The sequence below is a fragment of the Pseudomonas sp. GL-R-26 genome, from assembly GCF_019947365.1.
Taxonomy (GTDB): Bacteria; Pseudomonadota; Gammaproteobacteria; order Pseudomonadales; family Pseudomonadaceae; genus Aquipseudomonas.
In genome coordinates this window covers 270,329-288,659 of sequence record NZ_JAGYGI010000003.1, presented here as the reverse complement: position 1 = coordinate 288,659, position 18,331 = coordinate 270,329, and the positions used below count along the sequence as shown (strand labels likewise).

The window sequence follows — 18,331 nt, the reverse complement described above, 5'->3', positions numbered from 1 at the left end:
TTTAGCGCGTGTACCTGGGCGATTTTAGGGTTTATCAACAGTGTCTCGGCAGACCGCTCCGGGAACATCCCCAAGTACCTGGCCGAGCTTCATGCCTCAGCCCCGCACTATGTCCTGCCTCATCGGCGAGAGGAGCGTATTTATCCTCGCGCCATCCGGCTCAAATCACCGAAGTATCCGATCAGAAATAAAAATGCCAGTCAGCTTAACTGACTGGCATTACCCTGCGGGGTGCTTTTTTTGTGCCCGCGATTTATGTACCACCGCAATCCCAATGTAGGAGCGAGCCTGCTCGCGATGGTCGTCAACGATTACGCGCGCATTCAGGATTAACGCGGCGTTTTTGAGTTCTTCGCGAGCAGGCTCGCTCCTACAGGGGGTTGCGGTGTTTTTAAGGGCAAATTCCAGGCATAAAAAAAGCACCCCGAAGGGTGCTTTCTCTGTCGCTGGAAGCTTAGCGCTTCAGCGAGGCCGGCAGGTGCGGCTGGATCGCCGTCAAAACTGCCTTGAAGCATTTGGTGTTGCCGGCAACGACGTGGCCTTTTTCAAGGAAGTCGTGACCGCCGGTGAAGTCGCTCACCAAGCCGCCAGCTTCCTGGATCAGCAGGGCGCCTGCAGCCATGTCCCACTCGGACAGGCCCGATTCCCAGAACGCGTCGAAACGGCCGGCGGCCACGTAGGCCAGGTCCAGGCTCGCCGAACCTGCGCGGCGGATGCCGGCGGTCTGGCCAACCAGGGCGCGGAACATGCCCAGGTAGTTGTCGAGGTTGTCCATCTGGTCGTCACGGAACGGGAAGCCGGTACCCAGCAGGGCGCCGTCCAGGCTGGTGCGACCGCTGACGCGCAGGCGACGACCGTTCAGTTGAGCGCCGCGACCACGGCTGGCGGTGAATTCTTCCTGGCGAACCGGGTCCAGAACAACAGCGTGTTCCAGGCGACCGCGGTATTTGCAGGCGATGCTGACAGCGAAGTGAGGAATGCCGCGCAGGAAGTTGGTGGTGCCGTCCAGTGGGTCGATGATCCACAGGTACTCTTCGCCTTCGATGCCGGTGCCGGCGTGCATGCCGGTCTCTTCACCCATGATCGAGTGATTCGGATAGGCTTTGCGCAGGGCGTCGATGATTTTTTGTTCGGCGGCACGATCCACCTCGGATACGTAATCCTTGGCGTCTTTTTCGTCGACCTTGATGGTATCCAGGCGCTCGATGGAGCGGAAGATCAATTCACTGGCGCTGCGGGCGGCGCGCAGCGCGATATTCAGCATGGGCTGCATGGATGTGTCACCTAAGGTTGTTAAAGAAAGCCGAGCATTCTATCAGAAAGTTTCTACAGGAGAAGGACGACGTTCGCTTTCATGGCTGAACGGTGTGTCCCGCCTCGGAAATACGTTCAAATTTGGCGAGTGGTCAATGTTGGCAGGCAAGGCGCCGCGCCGACTCATAGCTTGCTATGGGGAGAAGTGGCAACGCAGCATGCCGACATTGAACGCCGCCAAATTTGAACAGCTATTTTTGAGGCGGGACACCCTGATGAGCTGTAAGATTCCGCTCCCGATTATTGTGTTCGAGAGCGCCTCCCTTGCTGCAAAACATTCGTGTCGTCCTGGTCAATACCAGCCATCCGGGCAATATCGGCGGGGCTGCGCGTGCCATGAAGAACATGGGGCTGTCGCGGCTGGTGCTGGTCGAGCCTCGTGTGTTCCCGCATCACGAAGCCGATGCCCGTGCCTCCGGTGCCGGGGACATCCTTGAAAACGCGCAAGTCGTCGCCACCTTGGAAGATGCCCTGGTCGGCTGCAACCTGGTGCTTGGTACCAGTGCCCGCGACCGGCGCATTCCCTGGCCGTTGCTCGATCCCCGCGAATGCGGAATGAAGGTGGTCGAGGAAGCCGGGCAGGGTGCGGAAATCGCTCTGGTGTTCGGTCGTGAAGATTCCGGCCTGACCAATGAAGAGCTGCAGCGATGTCATTATCACGTGCACATTCCATCAGACCCTGAGTTCAGTTCGCTGAACCTTGGGGCGGCGGTGCAGGTGTTGGGTTATGAAGTGCGCATGTCCTGGCTGGCGGCCCAAGGTCAGCCGAGCAAGGTCGAGAAGGAAGAGGTGGCTTCGGTCAAAAGCGCTGAGCTTGCGACCATGGACGAGCTGGAACGATTCTATGAGCACCTGGAGCAGACCCTGGTGGCCATCGAATTCCTCGATCCGGAAAAGCCACGGCACTTGATGGCGCGCCTGCGCCGGTTGTACGGACGCAGCTCGGTCAGCCGGGCGGAAATGAATATTTTGCGTGGCATCCTCACGGAAACCCAGAAAGCGGCCCGTGGTGAGCTCCTAAAGCGGAAGGATTAATGATGTTCGAGCGTTTGCGTGAAGATATCCAGAGCGTATTCCACCGAGACCCGGCGGCGCGTAACGCTTTTGAGGTCCTGACCTGCTATCCCGGCATGCATGCCATCTGGATTCACCGTTTGTCGGCGATGCTGTGGCGCGCTGACCTGAAGTGGCTGGCGCGGCTGGTATCGAACTTCGGTCGCTGGTTGACCGGGATCGAGATCCATCCGGGTGCCAAGGTTGGTCGACGCTTCTTTATTGACCATGGCATGGGCATTGTTATCGGTGAAACCGCCGAGATCGGTGATGACGTCACTATTTATCAGGGCGTGACACTGGGCGGCACCAGCTGGAATAAGGGCAAACGTCACCCGACCTTGGGTAATGGCGTGGTGGTCGGGGCGGGCGCGAAGGTGCTCGGCCCGTTCACTGTTGGTGCCGGGGCCAAGGTGGGTTCCAATGCGGTCGTGACCAAGGAAGTGCCGCCGGGTGCCACTGTGGTGGGGATTCCGGGGCGGATTATCGTCAAGCCCGACGAAGAGCAGGACGCCAAGCGCAAGGCCATGGCCGAGAAGATCGGCTTCGATGCCTACGGCCTCAGTGAAGACATGCCCGACCCGGTGGCGCGCGCCATTGGTCAGCTGCTTGATCACTTGCAGGCGGTCGATGGTCGCCTGGAGGGGATGTGCGGGGCATTGAAGGATTTGGGCAGCAATTACTGTGCGAAAGATCTGCCTGAGCTGCGTGAAGAAGATTTCGCCTGCGTAAAAGACAAAGACGAAAGCAAGGCCGGTTGATGTCTCCTGCGCAGGTCGTAATCAGGTAATGGCAGAGCGCTGACCGGTGTGCCATTAGGCCGCAGACCCTGCTATGATGCGCCCGCTCTTTTGCGGGTAAACCTGACTAAAGTACTAGGTCTAATAGTTGACTTAAATACTCGGGAATTGCATACTCGCCTCATTCCGAACTCCGTGGTAATTGTCCATGCGACTGACTACAAAAGGCCGATACGCCGTGACCGCCATGCTTGACCTGGCGTTGCACGCGCAGCACGGGCCCGTGTCCCTGGCCGATATCTCCGAGCGCCAAGGCATCTCCCTGTCCTACCTCGAACAGCTTTTCGCCAAGCTGCGCCGCAGCAACCTGGTGTCCAGCGTGCGCGGTCCGGGCGGTGGCTACCAATTGTCCCGCGACATGCAGGGCATCCAGGTCGCCCAGGTGATCGATGCGGTGAACGAATCGGTCGATGCAACCAAATGCCAGGGCCAGGGTGACTGCCACTCCGGTGACACTTGCCTGACTCACCACTTGTGGTGCGACCTGAGCCTGCAAATCCACGAATTTCTGAGCGGTATCAGCTTGGCTGACCTTGTGACTCGCCGTGAGGTGCAAGAAGTAGCCCAGCGCCAGGATCAACGCCGTTGCAACAGCAAGGCGCCACGCCTGGACAAGATTGAAGCGTCCGCCGTCGAATGACTGCCAGAGAGCTAGCGGCACGCCAGCCAGCCTGATTTAGGAGATAGTCCATGAAATTGCCGATTTACCTTGATTACTCTGCGACTACCCCGGTTGATCCGCGTGTCGCGCAAAAGATGAGTGAATGCCTGCTGGTCGACGGAAACTTCGGTAACCCGGCGTCCCGTTCCCACGTGTTTGGCTGGAAAGCCGAAGAGTCCGTCGAAAACGCTCGTCGTCAGGTGGCCGACCTGGTCAACGCCGACCCGCGTGAAATCGTCTGGACCTCCGGTGCCACCGAATCCGACAACCTGGCAATCAAGGGTGCGGCGCATTTCTATGCCACCAAAGGCAAGCACCTGATCACCACCAAGATTGAGCACAAGGCTGTCCTGGACACCATGCGCCAACTGGAGCGTGAAGGTTTCGAAGTGACCTACATCGAGCCTCGTACCGATGGCCTGGTGACCCCAGAGATGATCGAAGCCGAACTGCGCGACGACACCATCCTGGTTTCGGTCATGCACGTGAACAACGAAATCGGCACCATCAACGACATCGCAGCGATCGGCGAACTGCTCCGCTCCAAGGGCATCCTGTTCCACGTCGACGCCGCTCAGTCCACTGGCAAGGTCGAGATCGATCTTTCCAAGCTGAAAGTCGACATGATGTCGTTCTCCGCCCACAAGACCTACGGTCCTAAAGGCATCGGCGCCCTGTACGTAAGCCGCAAGCCGCGCGTACGTATCGAGGCGACCATGCACGGTGGTGGCCACGAACGCGGCATGCGTTCCGGCACCCTGGCGACCCACCAGATCGTCGGCATGGGTGAAGCCTTCCGCGTAGCCAAGGAAGACATGGCTGCCGAGAACGCACGCATCAAGGCGTTGAGCGACCGTTTCTACAAGCAGGTCGAGCATCTGGAAGAGCTGTACGTCAACGGCAGCATGGCCGCCCGCGTTCCGCACAACCTGAACCTGAGCTTCAACTACGTTGAAGGCGAGTCGCTGATCATGGCGCTCAAGGATCTGGCGGTTTCGTCCGGTTCGGCCTGCACCTCGGCGTCCCTTGAGCCTTCGTACGTACTGCGCGCCCTGGGCCGCAACGACGAACTGGCACACAGTTCGATCCGCTTCACCTTCGGCCGTTTCACTACCGAAGAAGAAATCGACTACGCCGCGCAGAAAGTCTGCGAGGCCGTTACCAAGCTGCGCGCTCTGTCGCCGCTGTGGGACATGTACAAAGACGGTGTCGACATTTCGAAAATCGAGTGGGCGGCACACTGATTTCAAGTCGCCGCAATCAGCCCTGTAAACTCAGGTTTCAGGGCTTCAAGAGCGACTCTCTGATGAGTGAGGATTAAGAATCATGGCTTACAGCGAAAAGGTCATCGACCACTACGAAAACCCGCGCAACGTCGGCAAGATGGACGCGGAAGACCCTGATGTCGGCACCGGCATGGTCGGCGCTCCGGCGTGCGGCGACGTGATGCGCCTGCAGATCAAGGTGAACGACGCCGGCATCATCGAAGATGCCAAGTTCAAGACCTACGGCTGCGGTTCGGCTATCGCTTCCAGCTCCCTCGCCACCGAGTGGATGAAGGGCAAGACCCTGGACGAAGCGGAAACCATCAAGAACACCCAGCTGGCTGAAGAACTGGCCCTGCCGCCAGTGAAAATTCACTGCTCGGTACTCGCTGAAGACGCCATCAAGGCCGCCGTTCGCGATTACAAGCAGAAGAAAGGCTTGATCTGATTTTCGAGTTTTGGCGACGAGTAAGGAGTCACCGATGGCTATCAGCATGACAGAAGCGGCTGCTCGACACGTGCGGCGCTCCCTCGACGGGCGCGGCAAAGGTGAAGGGATTCGTCTGGGTGTTCGCACCACGGGCTGTTCCGGCCTTGCCTACGTGCTGGAGTTTGTCGACGAGGTGGTTGCAGAGGACCAGGTGTTCGAAAGTCACGGCGAAAAAGTGATCATCGACCCGAAGAGCCTGGCCTACCTGGACGGCACCGAGCTCGATTTCGTCAAGGAAGGGTTGAACGAGGGCTTCAAGTTCAACAACCCCAACGTACGCGGTGAATGTGGCTGCGGCGAAAGCTTCAACATCTGAGGCTTGTCGTGGGTACTCCTTGTCATTTCGCTTTATTTGAGCTGCAACCGAGTTTCGATCTGGACCTCGATCAGCTGGCTACGCGCTACCGTGAGTTGGCGCGCAGTGTTCATCCGGACCGCTTTGCCGACGCTTCCGAGCGCGAGCAGCGGTTGGCGCTGGAGCAATCCGCGAGCCTCAACGAGGCCTACCAGACGCTCAAGAGTCCACCCAAGCGCGCGCGTTACCTGCTCGCCTTGAATGGTGGCGAGCTGCCGCTGGAGGTCACGGTGCATGATCCGGAGTTTCTGCTGCAGCAGATGGAGTTGCGTGAAGAGCTCGAAGACCTGCAGGACAGTGCCGACCTCAATGGCGTTGCCGTCTTCAAGCGTCGCCTGAAGGCTGCCCAGGATGAACTGAACCAAAGCTTCGCAGCTTGCTGGAACGATGCCGCGCACCGTGAACAGGCCGAACGCCTGATGCGGCGCATGCAGTTCCTCGACAAGCTCACCTACGAAGTGCGCCAGTTAGAAGAGCGCCTCGACGATTAACCCAGTGCCGCTCCGGTCGCACGCCTGATATACAGATAAGTCCTGATAACGATGGCCCTACTGCAGATCGCCGAACCCGGCCAAAGTCCTCAACCGCACCAGCGTCGTCTGGCTGTGGGGATCGACTTGGGCACTACCAATTCGCTGGTCGCTGCATTGCGCAGTGGTCTTTCCGAGCCACTTGCCGACGCAGAAGGGCGGGTCATCCTGCCGTCTGCCGTGCGCTACCACGCCGATCGCGTCGAGGTTGGCGAATCCGCCAAGCTGGCTGCCGCCACCGATCCGTTGAATACGGTGCTGTCGGTCAAGCGCTTGATGGGTCGTGGTCTGTCCGACGTCAAGCAGTTGGGCGATCAGTTGCCGTACCGCTTTGTCGATGGCGAGTCGCACATGCCGTTCATCGACACAATCCAGGGCCCGAAGAGCCCGGTCGAAGTCTCTGCCGACATCCTCAAGGTCCTGCGTCAACGCGCCGAAGCGACCCTGGGTGGTGAATTGGTCGGTGCGGTCATCACGGTTCCGGCCTATTTCGACGACGCTCAGCGTCAAGCCACCAAGGACGCGGCCAAGCTGGCTGGTCTGAACGTGCTGCGCTTGCTCAACGAGCCGACCGCGGCAGCCGTGGCTTACGGTCTGGACCAGCACGCCGAAGGCCTGGTCGCGATTTACGACCTGGGCGGCGGCACCTTCGATATTTCGATTCTGCGCCTGACCGGCGGTGTCTTCGAAGTTCTGGCCACTGGCGGCGACAGCGCCCTGGGCGGCGATGACTTCGACCACGCGATCGCCGGCTGGATCATCGAGAACGCTGGCCTGTCCGCCGACCTCGACCCGGGTACGCAACGCAATTTGCTGCAAACCGCCTGTGCAGCCAAGGAAGCCCTGACCAATGCTGCGGCCGTTGAGGTTGCCCATGGCGACTGGAAAGCCGAGCTGACCCGCGAAGCCTTCAATGCGCTGATCGAGCCGATGGTCGCTCGCAGCCTGAAAGCCTGTCGCCGCGCCGTGCGTGACTCCGGTATCGAGCTGGAAGACGTGCATGCCGTGGTCATGGTTGGTGGTTCGACTCGCGTGCCTCGCGTTCGTGACGCCGTCGCCGAAGCCTTCGGTCGTCAGCCGCTGACTGAAATCGACCCGGATCAAGTTGTAGCCATTGGTGCTGCGATCCAGGCCGATACCTTGGCCGGCAACAAGCGCGATGGCGGCGAACTGTTGCTGCTGGACGTGATTCCGTTGTCTTTGGGGCTGGAAACCATGGGCGGCCTGATGGAGAAGGTGATTCCGCGCAACACCACCATCCCCGTCGCTCGCGCCCAGGACTTCACCACTTACAAAGACGGCCAGTCGGCCATGGCCATTCACGTATTGCAGGGCGAGCGCGAGCTGATCAGCGACTGCCGCTCCCTGGCGCGCTTCGAGCTGCGCGGCATTCCGGCAATGGTGGCTGGCGCGGCGAAGATTCGCGTGACCTTCCAGGTCGATGCCGACGGTCTGCTCAGCGTTTCCGCCCGCGAACTGGGTTCGGGCGTTGAAGCCAGCATCCAGGTCAAGCCGTCCTACGGCCTGACCGACGGCGAAATCGCCAGGATGCTCAAGGACTCGTTCCAGCACGCCAATGACGACAAGGTTGCCCGCGTACTGCGCGAGCAGCAGGTCGACGCCCAGCGCCTGATCGAGGCGGTGCAGGCCGCTCTGGAGGCGGATGGCGAGCGCTTGCTCGACGCCGATGAGCGCATGGTCATCGACATGCAGGTGCAGGAGCTGACCGAACTGATGAAAGGTACCGATGGTTACGCCATCGAGCAGCAGACCAAGCGTCTGTCGCAAGTGACCGACGCCTTTGCTGCCCGCCGCCTGGACTCGACGGTGAAAGCCGCGCTGGCGGGGCGCAACCTGAATGAGATTGAGGAATAACGATGCCGCAGGTCATTTTTCTGCCACACGAGAAGTTCTGCCCCGAAGGCATGGTTGTAGAGGCTGAGACCGGTACGTCCATCCTCGAGCTGGCCCATGAGCACCATATCGAGATGGAAAGCGCTTGCGGCGGTGTCTGCGCCTGCACTACTTGCCACTGCATCATCCGCGAGGGTTTCGACTCGCTGGAAGAGGCTGACGAGCTGGAAGAGGACTATCTTGACAAGGCTTGGGGGCTGGAAGCTCAATCGCGCCTGGGTTGTCAGGCCAAGGTCGGTACCGAAGACCTGACCGTCGAAATTCCGAAGTACTCGCTCAACCACGCAGCCGAAGCAGCGCACTGATTCAAGGAATTGTCATGAAACTCAAGTGGACTGATGTGCTGGAGATCGCGATCCAGCTGGCTGAAAGCAAGCCCGACGTGGACCCTATGTCGGTCAACTTCGTCGATCTGCGTAAATGGGTGATGGAACTTCCCGATTTCGACGACATGCCTGAGCATTGTGGCGAAAAGATCCTGGAGGCCATTCAGGCCCACTGGATCGAAGAACGCGACTGAGCCACGCCGCAGGTTAGGCAATACCCGAGAACCCGCGTATAATTCGCGGGTTTAATTTTTCGTAAATTACCGTTTCTGGAGTTACACCATGGCTGTTCAACGTACTTTCTCCATCATCAAGCCTGACGCCGTTGCTAAAAACGTGATCGGCGAGATCACCACTCGTTTCGAAAAAGCTGGCCTGCGCGTTGTAGCTTCGAAACTGAAGCAACTGTCCAAAGCCGAAGCTGAAGGCTTCTACGCTGAGCACAGCGCTCGTGGTTTCTTCGGTGACCTGGTTGCTTTCATGATCTCCGGTCCGGTTGTCGTTCAGGTTCTGGAAGGCGAAAACGCTATCGCTCTGAACCGTGAGCTGATGGGCGCTACCAACCCTAAAGAAGCTGCTGCCGGCACCATCCGTGCTGACTTCGCTGACTCCATCGACGCCAACGCTGTACACGGTTCGGACTCCGAAGCCGCTGCCGCTCGCGAAATCTCGTACTTCTTCGCAGCTACTGAAGTAACCACTCGCTAAGCATTGGCTTAAGAGTGAAGGTGAATCCATGACTACATCGACTGTAAAAACTAACCTGCTGGGTCTGACTCAGCTGGAAATGGAAAAATTCTTCGACTCAATCGGGGAGAAGCGTTTCCGTGCCGGTCAGGTAATGAAATGGATTCACCACTTTGGTGTCGATGATTTCGATGCCATGACGAACGTCAGCAAGGCCTTGCGCGAAAAGCTCAAGGTTGTTGCTGAGGTCCGTGGTCCGGAAGTGGTCAGCGAGGACATCTCCAGCGACGGCACCCGCAAGTGGGTGGTGCGCGTGGCGTCCGGCAGCTGCGTCGAGACCGTGTACATTCCCCAGGGCAAGCGCGGCACCTTGTGCGTTTCGTCCCAGGCAGGCTGTGCCCTGGATTGCAGTTTCTGCTCCACCGGCAAGCAAGGCTTCAATAGCAACCTAACCGCCGCCGAAGTCATAGGCCAGGTGTGGATTGCCAACAAATCCTTTGGCAGCGTCCCGGCAACCGTCGACCGTGCCATCACCAACGTGGTGATGATGGGCATGGGTGAGCCGCTGCTGAACTTCGACAACGTCGTCGCGGCCATGCATTTGATGATGGACGACCTGGGCTACGGCATTTCCAAGCGCCGTGTGACCCTGTCGACCTCCGGCGTGGTGCCGATGATCGATGAGCTCTCCAAGCACATCGACGTCTCCCTGGCGTTGTCCCTGCACGCACCGAATGACGCATTGCGTAACCAATTGGTGCCGATCAACAAGAAGTATCCGCTTAAGATGCTGCTCGAGTCGTGCCAGCGCTACATGTCGAACCTCGGCGAAAAGCGCGTGCTGACCATCGAGTACACCTTGCTCAAAGACATCAATGACAAGGTCGAGCACGCGGTGGAAATGATCGAGCTTCTCAAAAACATCCCGTGCAAGATCAACCTGATCCCGTTCAACCCGTTCCCGCACTCCGGTTACGAGCGCCCGAGCAACAACGCCATTCGTCGTTTCCAGGATCAGCTTCATCATGCCGGCTTCAACGTCACCGTCCGCACCACCCGTGGTGAAGACATCGACGCGGCCTGTGGTCAATTGGTAGGGCAGGTGCTGGATCGCACCCGTCGCAGCGAACGTTATATCGCCGTGCGTGAACTCAACGCCGACAACGATGTAGCGCAAGACGCCGCGAAATAACCGAGAGAGGATCTCTATGTCCCTGCGCTTTGCGCTGCTTTTGCTGTTGGCCAGCCTGTGTGCTGGCTGCGTGCTTTCGGGCGACTACAACCCGATGAAGACCAGCAAGGGCCGTGATGAAGCGCGTGAGGCCTATGTGCAACTCGGTATCGGGTATTTGCAACAAGGCATGACCGAGCGCGCCAAGGTTCCGTTGAAGAAAGCGTTGGATCTGGATGGCTCCGACCCTGATGCCAACGCGGCGCTGGGGCTGGTGTTCCAGGCCGAGATGGAACCGGAACTGGCCGACGAGCACTTTCGCAAGGCGCTGTCTTCCCGTCCCGCCGATGCACGAATCCTCAATAACTACGGCAGTTTTTTGTTCGAGCAGAAACGTTACAACGAAGCCTACGAGCGCTTCGAACAAGCCGCTGCCGATACCCTGTATCCTGAGCGTTCGCGGGTGTTCGAAAACCTGGGCATGACCGCTGCGATGCTCGGTCAGCGGGATCTGGCCCAGCAACAACTGGAAAAAGCCCTGCGCCTGAACCACCAACAACCACGTGCATTGCTGGAAATGGCTGAGTTGTCTTACGAAGACAGGCATTATGTGCCCGCGCGTGACTATTACGACCGTTTTAGCCAGCTCTCCGAACAAAATGCACGTAGTCTATTGCTCGGCGTTCGGCTGGCAAAAGTGTTCGAAGACCGCGACAAGGCCGCAAGCAAAGGCCTGCAACTAAAAAGACTCTATCCCGGTACGCCGGAATATCAGCAATACCTGTCGGAGCAATGATGAAAGCGGCGCATCCCGAAGTTGTAGCAGCGAATCGCGTAAACCCCGGTGAGACTTTGCGCCAGGCCCGCGAAAGCAATGGCTGGTCGCTGGCCGAAGTGGCCCTCAAGCTCAACCTCACCACCACTTCCCTGAGCAATCTGGAAGCCGGCGCCTTCGACAAGCTGCCCGGGCATACGTTTGCCCGCGGTTACATTCGCGCCTATGCCAAATTGCTCGGCATGGACCAGGCCGTTCTGGTCCAGCAATTCGATCAATCCACCGGTACCGACTCTCAGGGCAGCAATGTTCACAGCCTGGGTCGTATTGAAGAGCCTGTGCGGGTTTCCCACACCATTTTGCGAATCGTCAGCCTGTTGTTGCTGGTCGCGGTGATCGGTGGCGGTTTCGTCTGGTGGCAGGATCAGACCTCGATGCGCACCAAGGACCTGATCGGTCTGGCACCGGAACACGTTGAAGTCGAAGGCGCCGACGGTACGACACAGATTCATCCGCTGGACGAGCCGGAAGACCAGGCCGTCGCGGAAGGTCAGGCCGAAGGCGGAACCGCCCTCGCGCTGCCACAGGCCGACGCTCCGGCTGAAGCACCAGAACAGGCTCAAGCGACTGCGCCAGTGGCCCCGGCAGCGCCGACCACGCCAGCCGCACCCGCGCACACTACCGCGCCTGTTGTCGCAGCGCCGGTTATCCCGGCAACTCCGGCTCCGGCAGCTCCAGTCGTTCCGGCTCCGGTGGCGACTGCACCGGCAGCCGCTCCGGCCCCTGCTCCAGTGGCAGCCGCGCCTTTGGCTGGTCAAGGCCAGGTTCAGGTGCAGTTCACCTTCGATTGCTGGACACAAGTGACCGACGGTAGTGGCAAGGTGCTTTTCAGCGGTCTCAAACGCAAAGGCGACAGTCTGGCAGTCAATGGCAAACCACCGTTTTCCGTGCGCCTGGGCTTTGCCCGCGGCGCTCAGGTCAGCTACAACGGCCAGCCGGTTGATGTCGCTCCGTTCACCAGTGGCGAGACTGCTCGCCTGAAGTTGGGTCAATAAGTCATGCACGGCGAATCTCCAATCAAACGTCGCGAATCCCGCAAGATCTGGGTCGGTAACGTGCCTGTTGGCGGCGATGCGCCTATCGCTGTGCAGAGCATGACCAACAGCGATACCAACGATGTCGCGGCCACTGTCGCGCAAATCAATCGCCTGGAAGCAGCTGGCGTCGATATCGTGCGGGTTTCCGTACCGGACATGGACGCCGCCGAAGCCTTCGGCAAGATCAAGCAGTTGGTCAAAGTACCTTTGGTTGCCGACATTCACTTCGACTACCGGATCGCTCTGCGCGTAGCCGAACTGGGTGTCGATTGCCTGCGGATCAACCCGGGCAACATCGGTCGCGAAGACCGCGTGCGTGCGGTGGTGGATGCCGCCCGTGACCGCGGGATCCCGATCCGTATCGGCGTGAACGCCGGTTCCCTGGAAAAAGACCTGCAGAAGAAATACGGCGAGCCGACCCCGGCGGCGCTGGTCGAGTCTGCCTTGCGCCACGTCGAGCACCTTGAGCGCCTGAACTTCCAGGACTTCAAGGTCAGCGTGAAAGCCTCCGACGTGTTCATGGCCGTCGAAGCCTACCGCTTGCTGGCCAAGGAAATCGTCCAGCCGCTGCACCTGGGCATCACCGAAGCCGGTGGTTTGCGTTCCGGCACGGTGAAATCTGCCGTGGGCCTCGGTATGCTGCTTGCCGAAGGGATTGGCGATACTATCCGCATCTCGTTGGCGGCCGACCCGGTCGAGGAAGTGAAAGTCGGCTACGACATTCTCAAGTCCCTGCACCTGCGTTCCCGTGGCATCAACTTCATCGCCTGCCCGAGCTGCTCGCGGCAGAACTTCGATGTGGTCAAGACCATGAACGAGCTGGAAGGGCGTCTCGAGGATTTGCTGGTGCCGCTGGATGTCGCGGTGATCGGTTGCGTGGTCAACGGCCCGGGTGAAGCCAAGGAAGCCCATATCGGCTTGACCGGCGGCACGCCGAACCTGATTTACATCGACGGTAAACCGTCGCAGAAGCTGACGAATGACAATCTGGTGGATGAGCTTGAACGCTTGATCCGCCAGAAAGCGGCCGAAAAGGTCGAAGCTGACGCTGCCGTTATTGCGCGCGGCTGAACCTGACTGAAGAGCCGAACGAATTTAAGGATTTAAAGTGAGCAAGTCATTGCAAGCCATTCGTGGCATGAACGACATCCTGCCCGAACAGACCCCTCTGTGGCGTCATTTCGAAGGCACCGTTTCGCGTCTGCTGGATAACTACGGTTACAAGCAGATCCGCATGCCGATCGTCGAGTTCACCGAACTGTTCAAGCGTTCCATCGGTGAAGTGACCGACATCGTCGAAAAAGAGATGTACACCTTCGATGATCGCAACGGCGACTCTCTGACCCTGCGCCCTGAAGGCACGGCGGCCTGTGTGCGCGCGGTGCTGGAACACGGCATCACCGGCGGCGGCCAGGTTCAGAAACTCTGGTACATCGGCCCGATGTTCCGCCACGAGCGTCCGCAGAAAGGCCGTTATCGCCAGTTCCACCAGATCGGTGTGGAGGTGTTCAACCTCGACGGTCCGGACATCGACGCCGAGCTGATCGTGCTGACCTGGCGCCTGTGGGGCGAATTGGGCATCCGCGATGCGGTCAAGCTCGAACTGAACAGCCTGGGCACCAGCGAATCCCGTGGTCGTTATCGCGAAGCACTGGTCGAGTTCTTGTCGCAACACCTGGACAAGCTGGACGAAGACAGCCAGCGCCGCCTGAAGACCAACCCGTTGCGCGTCCTGGACACCAAGAACGCCGAGACACAGGCGATTCTGGTCGATGCGCCGAAAATGGCCGACTACCTCGACGAAGAATCCCGCGTGCACTTCGAGGGCCTCAAGGCTCGCCTGGACGCCGCCGGCATTCCTTACGTGATCAACCCGAAGCTGGTTCGCGGGCTCGATTACTACAGCAAGACCGTTTTCGAATGGGTCACCGACAAACTCGGCGCCCAGGGCACCGTGTGTGCCGGTGGCCGTTACGACGGTCTGGTGGAGCAGATGGGCGGCAAGCCGACCGCCGGCGTTGGTTTTGCCATGGGCATCGAACGCCTGGTCCTGCTGCTGGAAACCCTGGAGCAGATCCCGCAAGAGATCTCCCGTCAGGTCGACGTCTACCTCTGCGCCTTCGGTGAAGCCGCCGAACTGGCCGGCCTGACCCTGGCGGAGCGCGTTCGTGACCAGTTGCCCAACCTGCGCCTGCAAGTGAATGCCGGTGCCGGCAGTTTCAAAAGCCAGTTCAAGAAGGCCGACAAGAGCGGCGCGCTGTATGCGCTGATCCTCGGTGACGACGAAATGGCCCAGCAAGTGGTAGGTTTCAAACCCCTGCGTGGCCAGGGCGAACAACAAAGCATTGCCTGGGATGCGCTTGCCGCTCACCTGGCCACCTGCGTCGTGCAGGGTTGAAGCTGTCTAAACAGCCGAATTAGCGATTAAGGAGTATTGGGGTGTCGAGTACCGAAGACGAACATGTGGCGGAATTGAAGGAATGGTGGTCACGCAACGGTAAGCCCCTGGTTACTGGCGGCCTATTGGCGCTGGTCATCGTGTTCGGCTGGCAGGCGTTCCACAAGTATCAGAGCAATCAGTCGCAAGGCGCCTCGATGCTCTATCAGCAATTGCTCGAAACCACGCTGACGCCTGATGGCAAGCCTGATGCGGCCCGTGTTTCGGACCTGGCCGGCAAGCTCAACAGCGAGTTCGGCGGCAGCGCCTACGCGCAGTACGGCAGCCTGTTCGTGGCCAAGGTTGCGGTTGACAGCGGCAAGCTGGACGACGCGGCCACCGAGCTCAAAGCAATTATCGCCAAACCGGCCAACCCGGCGCTGGGCGAAATCGCTCGTCAGCGTCTGGCCCAGGTACTCGGCGCGCAGAACAAGGCCGACGAAGCACTGAAGCTGCTCGAAGGCGATGCCGACAAGGCATTCCTGGCCACTCGCGAAGAGCTCAAGGGCGACCTGCTGGTGCAGTTGGGTCGTACCGACGAGGCGAGCGCGGCGTATCAAAAAGCCAAGGCGGCACTGTCGGATGAAGCGGCGGTCGGTGGCCTGCAAATCAAGCTGGACGACCTGGCCAAAGGGGATGCGTGACGTGATTCGTTGGAAACATGCAGCATTGCTGGCTCTGGCCATTTTGGCCGCGGGTTGCAGCAGCAACAGCAAAAAAGAACTGCCTCCGGCCGAACTGGTCGACTTCAAGGAAGAAGTGGTTCTGCACAAGCAGTGGAGTCGTTCGATCGGTGACGGTCAGGGCGAAACCTACAACATGCTGGTTCCGGCCATCGATGGCGATACCATCTATGCCGCCGACGTCACTGGCGTGTTGATGGCGATGGACCGCAACACCGGCGACGTCAAATGGAAGAAAGACCTCGAGCTGCCTGTCTCCGGCGCTGTTGGCGTAGGTTACGGTCTGGTCACCATTGGTACGATCAAGGGTGAAATCGTTGCCCTGGACGCGATCAACGGTGAAGAAAAGTGGCGCGCTCGCGTGTCCAGCGAAGTACTGGCACCGCCAGCCAACAACGGTGACGTTGTGGTGGTTCAGACCCAGGACGATCGTCTGATCGGCCTGGATGCCTCCACCGGTAACCGTCTCTGGATCTATGACAGCACGCCGGCGGTACTGACCCTGCGGGGTACCAGTGCGCCGATCGTGACCAACCGCCTCGCGGTGGCTGGCCTGTCGACCGGTAAAGTGGTTGCGGTGAACATCTCCAACGGTGTACCGGTGTGGGAACAGCGCGTAGCGATCCCGCAAGGTCGTTCGGAGCTGGAGCGCGTGGTCGATATCGATGGTGGCTTGCTGCTGTCGGGCGAGACGCTGTATGTCGCCAGCTATCAGGGGCGCGTTGCCGCTCTGGACCTGCAAAGCGGCCGTCAGCTCTGGCAGCGTGATGCTTCCAGCTATGCCGGTGTTGCCCAGGGTTTCGGTACCGTTTATGTGAGCCTGTCTTCGGGCACCGTTGAAGGCGTCGACGAGCGTTCCACCACAGCCTTGTGGAGCAACGACTCGCTGGCCCGCCGTCAACTGTCGGCTCCGGAAGTGTTCTCAAGCTACGTTGCAGTCGGTGACCTGGAAGGTTACCTGCACCTGATGAGTCAGGTGGACGGTCGTTTCGTCGGCCGCGAGCGCATCGACAGCGACGGCCTGCGTGCCCGTCCGCTGGTGATGGGTGACACGATTTATGTGTATGGCAACAGCGGCAAACTGGAAGCCCTGACCATCAAGTAACGACTATGCTTGGGGTTTAACCCCCAAGCGGCCCCGGTTTACTGGGGTTTGCAGCGCTTTCAAGCGTTGCCCCGAGCACCAGCCGCTGCCTCGCAGCGGCTTTTGTATTTTCTGAAATAACGAAGTGGAGAGCCGCATGGTTCCCGTAATCGCCCTGGTGGGCCGACCGAACGTCGGCAAGTCCACCTTGTTCAACCGCCTGACCAGGACTCGTGACGCCATCGTCGGCGACTTGTCCGGTCTGACCCGTGATCGCCAGTACGGTGAGGCCAAGTGGCAAGGGCGTTCCTACATTCTGATCGACACCGGCGGTATCTCCGGTGACGAGCACGGTATGGACGAAAAGATGGCCGAGCAGTCGCTGCTGGCCATCGAAGAAGCAGATGTCGTTCTGTTCCTGGTAGATGCCAAGGCCGGTTTCACCGCCGCCGACCAGATGATCGCCGAGCATTTGCGCAAACGTAACAAGCGTTCCTACGTGGTTGCCAACAAGGTCGACAACATCGACCCTGAAATGGCCCGCGCCGAATTCGCTCCGTTGGGCATGGGTCATGCGATTCCGATCGCCGGTGCTCACGGTCGTGGCATCACCCAGATGCTGGAAATCGCCCTGAGTGACTTCCCGAAAGACGACGACGAGTTGGAAGAAGGCGAGGAAGAAGACGTCGCCGAAGGCGAGGAAGCCAAGCGCATTCCTGGCCCAAGCGAAAAAGACGGGATCAAGATCGCGATCATCGGCCGGCCGAACGTCGGCAAGTCGACTCTGGTCAACCGTATGCTCGGGGAAGACCGGGTAATCGTCTACGACCAACCCGGCACCACCCGCGACAGTATCTACATCCCGTTCGAGCGTAACGACGAGAAGTACACGCTGATCGACACCGCCGGTGTGCGCAAGCGCGGCAAGATCCACGAAGAAGTTGAAAAGTTCTCCGTGGTCAAAACCCTGCAAGCGATCAAAGACGCCAACGTGGTGATCTTCGTGATGGACGCCCGCGAAGGCGTGGTAGACCACGACCTCAACCTGCTGGGCTTTGCCCTTGAGGCCGGTCGTGCGTTGGTCATCGCGATCAACAAGTGGGACGGCATGACGCCGAGCGAGCGCGACTTCGTCAAGATCGAGTTGCAGCGTCGTCTGTTCTTCGTCGAGTTTGCCGATATTCACTTTATCTCGGCACTGCACGGCACCGGCGTGGGCAACCTCTACGCCTCGGTACAGAACTCGTTCAAGTCCGCGGTTACCCGCTGGCCAACAAGCCGCCTGACCCAGATCCTGGAAGACGCGGTCAGCGAGCACCAGCCGCCGATGGTCAACAGCCGCCGGATCAAGCTGCGTTATGCCCACCTCGGTGGCGCGAACCCGCCGATCATCGTGATCCACGGCAACCAGATCGAGAAGGTGCCGAAGTCCTACGTGCGATACCTGGAAAACACGTATCGCCGTGTGCTGAAGCTGGTCGGTACGCCGATCCGCATCGAGTTCAAGGGTGGCGAGAACCCGTACGAAGGCAACAAGAACACGCTCACCGACCGTCAGGTCAACAAGAAGCGTCGTTTGATGTCGCACCACAAGAAGGCCGACAAGAAGCGTCGCGATAAGCGATAGAAGCAGCTGCAAGCTTCAAGCTTCAAGCTTCAAGTCAAAGCGAAAAGGGTCCTGTCCGGGCC

General features: G+C 59.5%; 20 protein-coding genes and 1 pseudogene. 20 read left to right on the top strand and 1 reads right to left on the bottom strand.

Features of this window, described 5'->3' with window-relative positions; all coding sequences use genetic code 11:
• Window positions 1-213, top strand: a pseudogene (locus tag KGA96_RS06000) (IS4 family transposase); the annotation flags it as partial.
• Between the two features lie 241 nt (window positions 214-454).
• On the opposite strand, the gene suhB reads toward KGA96_RS06000, so the two are convergent.
• Window positions 455-1,273 carry an inositol-phosphate phosphatase gene (gene suhB / locus KGA96_RS05995; RefSeq protein WP_007982736.1) on the bottom strand — a complete coding sequence of 273 codons (819 nt, stop codon included), beginning with the start codon at window positions 1,271-1,273 and terminating at the stop codon, window positions 455-457.
• 305 nt (window positions 1,274-1,578) lie between these two features.
• On the opposite strand from suhB, the gene trmJ reads away from it, so the two are divergent.
• The 19 genes from trmJ (at window position 1,579) to der (ending at window position 18,269) form a co-directional block, all read left to right on the top strand.
• Window positions 1,579-2,349, top strand: coding sequence for a tRNA (cytosine(32)/uridine(32)-2'-O)-methyltransferase TrmJ (gene trmJ, locus KGA96_RS05990; RefSeq protein ID WP_046040907.1), 771 nt, complete (start codon window positions 1,579-1,581; stop codon window positions 2,347-2,349).
• Window positions 2,350-2,351: 2 nt separating this feature from the next.
• Complete coding sequence (cysE, locus tag KGA96_RS05985; protein ID WP_046040908.1) at window positions 2,352-3,128, top strand: serine O-acetyltransferase; 777 nt, start codon at window positions 2,352-2,354, stop codon at window positions 3,126-3,128.
• A gap of 187 nt (window positions 3,129-3,315) precedes the next feature.
• Entirely contained in the window at window positions 3,316-3,807 is a 492-nt protein-coding gene (gene iscR, locus KGA96_RS05980; RefSeq protein ID WP_003227911.1) for a Fe-S cluster assembly transcriptional regulator IscR, read from the top strand.
• Window positions 3,808-3,857: 50 nt separating this feature from the next.
• The gene (locus tag KGA96_RS05975) at window positions 3,858-5,072 is read left to right on the top strand and encodes an IscS subfamily cysteine desulfurase (RefSeq protein ID WP_046040910.1); all 1,215 of its coding nucleotides are present in this window, start codon (window positions 3,858-3,860) and stop codon (window positions 5,070-5,072) included.
• 82 nt (window positions 5,073-5,154) lie between these two features.
• Entirely contained in the window at window positions 5,155-5,541 is a 387-nt protein-coding gene (gene iscU / locus KGA96_RS05970) for a Fe-S cluster assembly scaffold IscU (protein ID WP_007974006.1), read from the top strand.
• Window positions 5,542-5,575: 34 nt separating this feature from the next.
• Complete coding sequence (iscA, locus tag KGA96_RS05965) at window positions 5,576-5,899, top strand: iron-sulfur cluster assembly protein IscA (protein ID WP_003227904.1); 324 nt, start codon at window positions 5,576-5,578, stop codon at window positions 5,897-5,899.
• An 8-nt stretch (window positions 5,900-5,907) separates the two neighbouring features.
• Window positions 5,908-6,429: a co-chaperone HscB gene (gene hscB, locus KGA96_RS05960; protein WP_046040913.1), complete on the top strand. Its 522-nt coding sequence runs from the start codon at window positions 5,908-5,910 to the stop codon at window positions 6,427-6,429.
• 51 nt (window positions 6,430-6,480) lie between these two features.
• Entirely contained in the window at window positions 6,481-8,343 is a 1,863-nt protein-coding gene (gene hscA / locus KGA96_RS05955) for a Fe-S protein assembly chaperone HscA (RefSeq protein WP_046040915.1), read from the top strand.
• A gap of 2 nt (window positions 8,344-8,345) precedes the next feature.
• The gene (gene fdx, locus KGA96_RS05950) at window positions 8,346-8,687 is read left to right on the top strand and encodes an ISC system 2Fe-2S type ferredoxin (RefSeq protein WP_007982752.1); all 342 of its coding nucleotides are present in this window, start codon (window positions 8,346-8,348) and stop codon (window positions 8,685-8,687) included.
• Between the two features lie 14 nt (window positions 8,688-8,701).
• Window positions 8,702-8,902, top strand: coding sequence for a Fe-S cluster assembly protein IscX (iscX, locus tag KGA96_RS05945; protein ID WP_007973999.1), 201 nt, complete (start codon window positions 8,702-8,704; stop codon window positions 8,900-8,902).
• Between the two features lie 88 nt (window positions 8,903-8,990).
• Window positions 8,991-9,416 (top strand): nucleoside-diphosphate kinase, encoded by a 426-nt coding sequence (gene ndk, locus KGA96_RS05940; RefSeq protein ID WP_007916882.1) that lies wholly within the window; start codon window positions 8,991-8,993, stop codon window positions 9,414-9,416.
• Between the two features lie 28 nt (window positions 9,417-9,444).
• Window positions 9,445-10,587 carry a 23S rRNA (adenine(2503)-C(2))-methyltransferase RlmN gene (gene rlmN / locus KGA96_RS05935; RefSeq protein ID WP_046040918.1) on the top strand — a complete coding sequence of 381 codons (1,143 nt, stop codon included), beginning with the start codon at window positions 9,445-9,447 and terminating at the stop codon, window positions 10,585-10,587.
• A gap of 16 nt (window positions 10,588-10,603) precedes the next feature.
• Window positions 10,604-11,362, top strand: a complete 759-nt coding sequence (gene pilW / locus KGA96_RS05930) for a type IV pilus biogenesis/stability protein PilW (RefSeq protein WP_223512016.1) — start codon at window positions 10,604-10,606, stop codon at window positions 11,360-11,362.
• Entirely contained in the window at window positions 11,362-12,396 is a 1,035-nt protein-coding gene (locus KGA96_RS05925; protein WP_223466635.1) for a helix-turn-helix domain-containing protein, read from the top strand. The genes pilW and KGA96_RS05925 overlap by 1 nt, the downstream gene beginning before the upstream one ends.
• A 3-nt stretch (window positions 12,397-12,399) precedes the next feature.
• The gene (gene ispG / locus KGA96_RS05920) at window positions 12,400-13,509 is read left to right on the top strand and encodes a flavodoxin-dependent (E)-4-hydroxy-3-methylbut-2-enyl-diphosphate synthase (protein ID WP_003185136.1); all 1,110 of its coding nucleotides are present in this window, start codon (window positions 12,400-12,402) and stop codon (window positions 13,507-13,509) included.
• Window positions 13,510-13,546: 37 nt separating this feature from the next.
• Window positions 13,547-14,836: a histidine--tRNA ligase gene (gene hisS / locus KGA96_RS05915; protein WP_046040930.1), complete on the top strand. Its 1,290-nt coding sequence runs from the start codon at window positions 13,547-13,549 to the stop codon at window positions 14,834-14,836.
• Between the two features lie 41 nt (window positions 14,837-14,877).
• Window positions 14,878-15,519 carry a tetratricopeptide repeat protein gene (locus tag KGA96_RS05910; protein ID WP_046040932.1) on the top strand — a complete coding sequence of 214 codons (642 nt, stop codon included), beginning with the start codon at window positions 14,878-14,880 and terminating at the stop codon, window positions 15,517-15,519.
• Window positions 15,512-16,663 carry an outer membrane protein assembly factor BamB gene (gene bamB, locus KGA96_RS05905; protein WP_223512014.1) on the top strand — a complete coding sequence of 384 codons (1,152 nt, stop codon included), beginning with the start codon at window positions 15,512-15,514 and terminating at the stop codon, window positions 16,661-16,663. The genes KGA96_RS05910 and bamB overlap by 8 nt, the downstream gene beginning before the upstream one ends.
• A gap of 136 nt (window positions 16,664-16,799) precedes the next feature.
• Entirely contained in the window at window positions 16,800-18,269 is a 1,470-nt protein-coding gene (gene der, locus KGA96_RS05900; protein WP_046040936.1) for a ribosome biogenesis GTPase Der, read from the top strand.
• Window positions 18,270-18,331 lie beyond the last annotated feature (62 nt).

Bases quoted from the DNA above. Each gene is read 5' to 3' on its own strand.
- suhB (WP_007982736.1), bottom strand. From the start codon at position 1,273: ATGCAGCCCATGCTGAATATCGCGCTGCGCGCCGCCCGCAGCGCCAGT.
- cysE (WP_046040908.1), top strand. From the start codon at position 2,352: ATGTTCGAGCGTTTGCGTGAAGATATCCAGAGCGTATTCCACCGAGAC.
- iscR (WP_003227911.1), top strand. From the start codon at position 3,316: ATGCGACTGACTACAAAAGGCCGATACGCCGTGACCGCCATGCTTGAC.
- KGA96_RS05975 (WP_046040910.1), top strand. From the start codon at position 3,858: ATGAAATTGCCGATTTACCTTGATTACTCTGCGACTACCCCGGTTGAT.
- iscU (WP_007974006.1), top strand. From the start codon at position 5,155: ATGGCTTACAGCGAAAAGGTCATCGACCACTACGAAAACCCGCGCAAC.
- iscA (WP_003227904.1), top strand. From the start codon at position 5,576: ATGGCTATCAGCATGACAGAAGCGGCTGCTCGACACGTGCGGCGCTCC.
- hscA (WP_046040915.1), top strand. From the start codon at position 6,481: ATGGCCCTACTGCAGATCGCCGAACCCGGCCAAAGTCCTCAACCGCAC.
- fdx (WP_007982752.1), top strand. From the start codon at position 8,346: ATGCCGCAGGTCATTTTTCTGCCACACGAGAAGTTCTGCCCCGAAGGC.
- iscX (WP_007973999.1), top strand. From the start codon at position 8,702: ATGAAACTCAAGTGGACTGATGTGCTGGAGATCGCGATCCAGCTGGCT.
- ndk (WP_007916882.1), top strand. From the start codon at position 8,991: ATGGCTGTTCAACGTACTTTCTCCATCATCAAGCCTGACGCCGTTGCT.
- rlmN (WP_046040918.1), top strand. From the start codon at position 9,445: ATGACTACATCGACTGTAAAAACTAACCTGCTGGGTCTGACTCAGCTG.
- pilW (WP_223512016.1), top strand. From the start codon at position 10,604: ATGTCCCTGCGCTTTGCGCTGCTTTTGCTGTTGGCCAGCCTGTGTGCT.
- KGA96_RS05925 (WP_223466635.1), top strand. From the start codon at position 11,362: ATGAAAGCGGCGCATCCCGAAGTTGTAGCAGCGAATCGCGTAAACCCC.
- ispG (WP_003185136.1), top strand. From the start codon at position 12,400: ATGCACGGCGAATCTCCAATCAAACGTCGCGAATCCCGCAAGATCTGG.
- bamB (WP_223512014.1), top strand. From the start codon at position 15,512: ATGCGTGACGTGATTCGTTGGAAACATGCAGCATTGCTGGCTCTGGCC.
- der (WP_046040936.1), top strand. From the start codon at position 16,800: ATGGTTCCCGTAATCGCCCTGGTGGGCCGACCGAACGTCGGCAAGTCC.